Annotated in this window: 6 protein-coding genes; 2 read left to right on the top strand and 4 right to left on the bottom strand. The window is 70.3% G+C overall.

Annotated elements, in window-relative coordinates; translation table 11 throughout:
- Positions 1-57: 57 nt before the first annotated feature.
- Genes DSP71_RS16630 through DSP71_RS16620 form a run of 3 tightly spaced genes read right to left on the bottom strand, consistent with a single transcriptional unit; the run spans position 58 to position 2,275 of the window.
- A complete protein-coding gene (locus DSP71_RS16630) occupies positions 58-870 on the bottom strand; it encodes a GntR family transcriptional regulator (RefSeq protein WP_113681632.1) in 813 nt (270 codons plus the stop codon).
- Positions 870-1,274, bottom strand: a complete 405-nt coding sequence (rbsD, locus tag DSP71_RS16625) for a D-ribose pyranase (protein WP_113681631.1) — start codon at positions 1,272-1,274, stop codon at positions 870-872. Before rbsD ends, DSP71_RS16630 begins: the two co-directional genes overlap by 1 nt.
- Positions 1,275-1,312: 38 nt before the next feature.
- Positions 1,313-2,275, bottom strand: coding sequence for a ribokinase (locus tag DSP71_RS16620; RefSeq protein ID WP_058633091.1), 963 nt, complete (start codon positions 2,273-2,275; stop codon positions 1,313-1,315).
- A gap of 118 nt (positions 2,276-2,393) precedes the next feature.
- Here DSP71_RS16620 and DSP71_RS16615 point away from each other — a divergent pair, with 118 nt between their 5' ends.
- Positions 2,394-3,056, top strand: coding sequence for a transaldolase family protein (locus DSP71_RS16615; RefSeq protein WP_113681630.1), 663 nt, complete (start codon positions 2,394-2,396; stop codon positions 3,054-3,056).
- A gap of 18 nt (positions 3,057-3,074) precedes the next feature.
- On the opposite strand, the gene DSP71_RS16610 is transcribed toward DSP71_RS16615, so the two are convergent.
- Complete coding sequence (locus DSP71_RS16610; protein WP_113681629.1) at positions 3,075-3,752, bottom strand: FadR/GntR family transcriptional regulator; 678 nt, start codon at positions 3,750-3,752, stop codon at positions 3,075-3,077.
- 47 nt (positions 3,753-3,799) lie between these two features.
- Here DSP71_RS16610 and DSP71_RS16605 point away from each other — a divergent pair.
- Positions 3,800-4,563, top strand: a 764-nt coding sequence (locus DSP71_RS16605) for an amidohydrolase (RefSeq protein WP_258546506.1), incomplete at its 3' end; no start/stop codon positions are given.

Below are 4,563 nucleotides of genomic sequence, written 5' to 3'. Positions count from 1 at the left end.
CAGCAGGGCGATCGCGGTGCTGGTCCAGTCGCTCATGCCCTCGAGACTACCGGGCGGTCAGCCGACCGTTCCGGCGCGCGATGCCCCGCCCTCGCCGTCCACGTGCAGCAGCGAGGCCTGCGACTGCTCCTGCTGCAGCTGGAATTCGAAGCGCGACCGGTCGCCGCGGTGATACGCGATGAAGTACTCGATGGGCGTACCGTCGGCGCTGCGGCTGATGCTGCGCAGACGCAGCAGGGCCGAACCAGCGCTGACCCCGAGATGCTGCGCCTGCTCGTGCGTGGCCACGGTCGCCTCCGCCGAGCGCACGCCGTGCGTCGCGACGATGTCGTTGTCGGCGAGCAGCCGGTACAGCGACGCCTCGGTCAGGTCGGCGCCGAGCGTCACCGAGCCCACGGCTTCGGGCATCCAGGTCGTCGAGAGCGACCACGGCTCGCCGTCGACGTGGCGCAGACGCTCCAGCACGACGACGGCAGAGCCGACGGGCACCTCCAGGGCGAGCGCGACCTCTTCATCCGCCGTCGTCCGCTCGTGGCGCAGCACGTCGCTGTGCACGTGGCCGCCGCGACGCTCGACGTCGTCGTACAGACCGACCAGCGTATGCACCAGGCTCTCGCTGGTGCGGGGCCGGGAGACGAAGGTGCCCTTGCCCTTCACGCGCTCGACGAGCCCCTCGTGTTCGAGCTGGGCGAGCGCTTGACGCACCACGGTGCGCGAGATGCCGTAGCGCTCGCACAGCCGGTGCTCGCCGGGCAGCGGATCGCCGGGCTGCAGGCCGTCGCGGGCGATGCCGTCGATGATCAGCTGGCGCAGCTGGTCGTACATGGGTGCGGCGGAATGCCGATCGATCGCGTCGTCGACGATGGCCATCAGTACGCCACCCCCGCGTGCAGGATCACGTTCGCGTAGGGGGTGAACTCCCCGGAGCGCACGAACGCGCGGGCGCCCTGGCTGAGCTTCTTGAAATCGACGTGCGGGATGAGCTCGATCTCGAAGCCCTCACCGGCGAACCGCTCCCGCAACGCCTCGAGCACTTCGGGACTCTGCTCCGCCACCTCGGCCGAGACGGTGGCGCCCTCGACCACCAGCTCGGCGAGCACGGTGTCGAGCACGTCGAGGAAGGCCGGAGCCCCCGGTCGATACGCCAGGTCGATGCGCTCAGAGCCTGGCGGGATGGGCAGGCCCGCATCGGTGACGACGATCAGGTCGGTGTGCCCGGTCTCGCTGATCACGCGGGAGAGCGCGGGGTTGATCGTGGTGGCGGTCTTTCGCATGGGTCTCCTCGGTTCTCCGGATGCGCGGATCGCGGAGTTCAGCTCGCGACGGATGTGGTGGTGCGCTCGGCCAGGAATGCCTCGACCTCCGCGCGGTGGGGAAGGCTCGGCGATGCGCCCTGCTTGGTGACCGTGAGCGCGCCCGCCGCCGTTGCCAGCCGCACGGCGTCCTCCAGGCTGCTCCCGCTGGCGAGAGCTGCACCGAGATAGCCCGCGTAGGCGTCTCCCGCTGCTGTCGTGTCCACGGCGTCGACGGGGAACGGCGGGATCACGGCGGCGCCCTCCGCCGTCACGACGCATGACCCCTGGCCCGCGAGTGTGATGACCGCGGCGCCCACCCCCTGTGCGAGGAACCAGCGGCCGGCGCGCTCGGCCGAGTCCGCGTCCGTGACCTCGATGCCGCTGATCAGCGTCGCCTCGGTCTCGTTGGGGGTGACGATGTCGATGCTCCGCCAGATCTCGGCGTCGAGCTCGGCGGCAGGGGCGGGATCGAGGATGACCGTCATGCCGTGTTCGCGTCCCCGCGCGGTGATGTGCGCGGTGAGCGCAGAGGGGGTCTCGAGCTGCGTGAGCAGCACCGACGTGGTGGGAGCGAGAGCCGCGAGTGCCTCGTCGATCTGTGCGGCACTCAGGGCCGCATTGGCCAGCGGCACCATCACGATGTCGTTCTGCGCCGAGGAGTCGACGCGGATGTGCGCCACACCGGTCGGGCCGGGAACCGTGCGCAGGTGCGCCAGGTCGACCCCGGCGGCCGTGAGCCCGTCGACGACGAGATCGTGGAAGAGGTCGTCGCCCACGCAGCCGACGAAGCTCGTCCGTGCACCCGAGCGCCCGGCGGCGACGGCCTGGTTGGCACCTTTGCCTCCCAGCATGAGGGTGAACTCGTCGCCCAGGATGGTCTCGCCCCTGGCGGGGAGGCGTCCGGAGAAGGTGGTGACGTCGGCCGTGACGCTTCCGACGATCACGACGCCGGTGCGATCCTGGGGGTGTGCGGGGGTCATCTCGCTCCTGATCTCCTTCGACGGCAGGCGTAGCCGACGCTTTGACAGACCGCGGTGGCTGTCATTACATTAGCCGAATCCGCACCTGTAACGACAGGTTGTCCGCGAGGAGACCCCGATGAACCCGATCGCGCCACGCCTGTACGTCGACAGTGCCGACGTCGACCGCGTCTCCCGCCTGCTCGCCGCCGGGGTGGTGCACGGCGTCACCACGAACCCGACGATCCTCGAGCGCGGCGGTCGCACCGCAGCCGACATCCCCGAGCTTTACGCCCGATGGGAGGCGGAAGGCGCGCGTGAGATCTTCTTCCAGACGTGGGGAGGCGACACGGACTCCTTCCTGCGCAATGCCGAGGGCATCCGCGCGCTGGGCGAACGGGTAGCGGTGAAGGTGCCGGCGACCACTGCGGGTTTCGCCGCGGCATCGAACCTCGTGCGCGACGGCGCGACCGTGCTCGTCACCGCGGTGTACTCGGTCGCGCAGGCGCTCGCGTGCGCCTCGATCGGCGCCCAGTACATCGCGCCCTACCTCGGTCGGATGCGCGACGCCGGCCTCGACGGCGACCACACCATCGCACGGATGCAGGAGGTGTGTGCGGGCAGCGACTCGAACGTGCTCGCCGCCTCGCTGCGTTCGGCCGACGACATCACGGGGCTGCGCCTGGCCGGAGTGCCGTACTTCACCGCAGCGCCCGACGTGCTGGACGAGGTGCTCTTCCACGAGGTGAGCGACAGCTCCGCCACCGAGTTCGACGCCACGATGGTGCGCCTCGGCGCCTGAGCGACGCCCCGGAGCGGATCAGTTCGCCGCGGCCTGACGCAGCCAGCGCTCGACACCCGCGATGTGCGCGGTGGCGAGCGAGGTCGCGAGGGCGGAGTCGTGCTGGGCGATCGCGTCGGCGATGGCCCTGTGCTCCGACAGGGTGAGCTCGACCGCGCCGGCCTCCGTGAGGCCGCGCCAGACCCGCGCACGCACGGTCTGGCTGCTCAGGTGCTCGATCAGGCTCGCGAGATACGCGTTGCCCGACATCGCGACGATCTCACGGTGGAAGCGGATGTCGTGGTCGACGAGCGCCTCGATCGTGACGGCCGCATCGACCGCGTCGACTTCGTCACGCAGCTCGGAGATCTGCTCCTCGGTGCCGAGCGTGGCCGCCAACCCCGTCGCCTGCGACTCCAGCATCCGACGGACCGCGAAGATCTCGAGCATCGAATCGTCGTCGTGCATGTCGACGACGAACGAGATCGCCTCCAGCAGCAGGTGGGGTTCCAGGCTCGTGACATAGGTGCCGTCGCCTCGTCGCACGTCCAGCACCCGGATGACCTCGAGCGCCTTGACCGCCTCGCGCATGGAGTTGCGGGAGAGGCCGAGCCGTTCGGACAGCTCCTTCTCCGGGGGAAGCCGATCGCCCGGGGCGAGTTCGCCCGCCACGATCATCGCCTTGATCTTCTCGATCGCCTCGTCGGTGACTGCCATGGCGTCATCCTAGCGATTGATCGGATGTCTCCGGCAGGATGGGAGCCATGCGTGTTCTCGATTCACATCTGCACCTCTGGGATCCGGAGGCCCTGACCTACACGTGGCTCGACGGGCCGCTCTCAGGACGTTTCGCCGGGGCGGAGCTGGAGCGTGCCCGTGTGGCGCGTGCGGAGACCGAGCGGTCGATCTTCGTGCAGGCGGAGACCGTCGAAGACGACTTCCTCGACGAGGTGCGCTGGGTCGAGGAGCTCGCCCCCGCGGCGGGCGTGATCGGGATCGTGGCCGGCATCCGTCTGGATCGGGGTACCGACACGGTGGTGCACCTGGAGAGTCTCGCGGCGGAGCCTCTCGTCGTCGGCGTGCGTCACCTCCTGCAGGACGGCCCTGACGGGTTGGCCCTCTCCGCCGCATTCGTGACCGGAGCGCGGGAGGTGGCTCGGCGCGACCTCGCCTTCGACGCCTGCGTCCGTGCCGAGCAGCTGCCCGAGGTGGCGCGTCTCGCGGCAGCGATCCCCGAGCTGCGGATCGTGCTCGACCACCTCGGCAAGCCGGCGGTCGGCACGGCTGCTGCGCCGCTCGCGCCCTCAGCCGAATGGGTGCGCGACCTGACGGAGGTGGCGGGCCACGCGAACGCGTTCTGCAAGCTCTCCGGTCTGCAGGCGGAGGCAGGGGGAGACTGGGCGGCGGAGCAGCTGGTGCCGTTCCTCGACGTGGCCGCCGATGCCTTCGGCGTCGAGCGCCTGATGTGGGGGAGCGATTGGCCCGTCTCGGCGATCGGTCCGGCCGAGTCCGCTGCGCCCGACGCACC

It is taken from the genome of Microbacterium sp. H6 (assembly GCF_003314775.1).
Taxonomy (GTDB): Bacteria; Actinomycetota; Actinomycetes; order Actinomycetales; family Microbacteriaceae; genus Microbacterium; species Microbacterium oxydans.
This window is presented reverse-complemented; position numbering and strand designations above follow the sequence as displayed.

What these genes read in the sequence shown, in the direction of transcription:
- DSP71_RS16620 (WP_058633091.1), bottom strand. Translation starts at nt 2,275, where the DNA reads ATGACCCCCGCACACCCCCAGGATCGCACCGGCGTCGTGATCGTCGGA.
- DSP71_RS16610 (WP_113681629.1), bottom strand. Translation starts at nt 3,752, where the DNA reads ATGGCAGTCACCGACGAGGCGATCGAGAAGATCAAGGCGATGATCGTG.
- rbsD (WP_113681631.1), bottom strand. Translation starts at nt 1,274, where the DNA reads ATGCGAAAGACCGCCACCACGATCAACCCCGCGCTCTCCCGCGTGATC.
- DSP71_RS16630 (WP_113681632.1), bottom strand. Translation starts at nt 870, where the DNA reads ATGGCCATCGTCGACGACGCGATCGATCGGCATTCCGCCGCACCCATG.
- DSP71_RS16615 (WP_113681630.1), top strand. Translation starts at nt 2,394, where the DNA reads ATGAACCCGATCGCGCCACGCCTGTACGTCGACAGTGCCGACGTCGAC.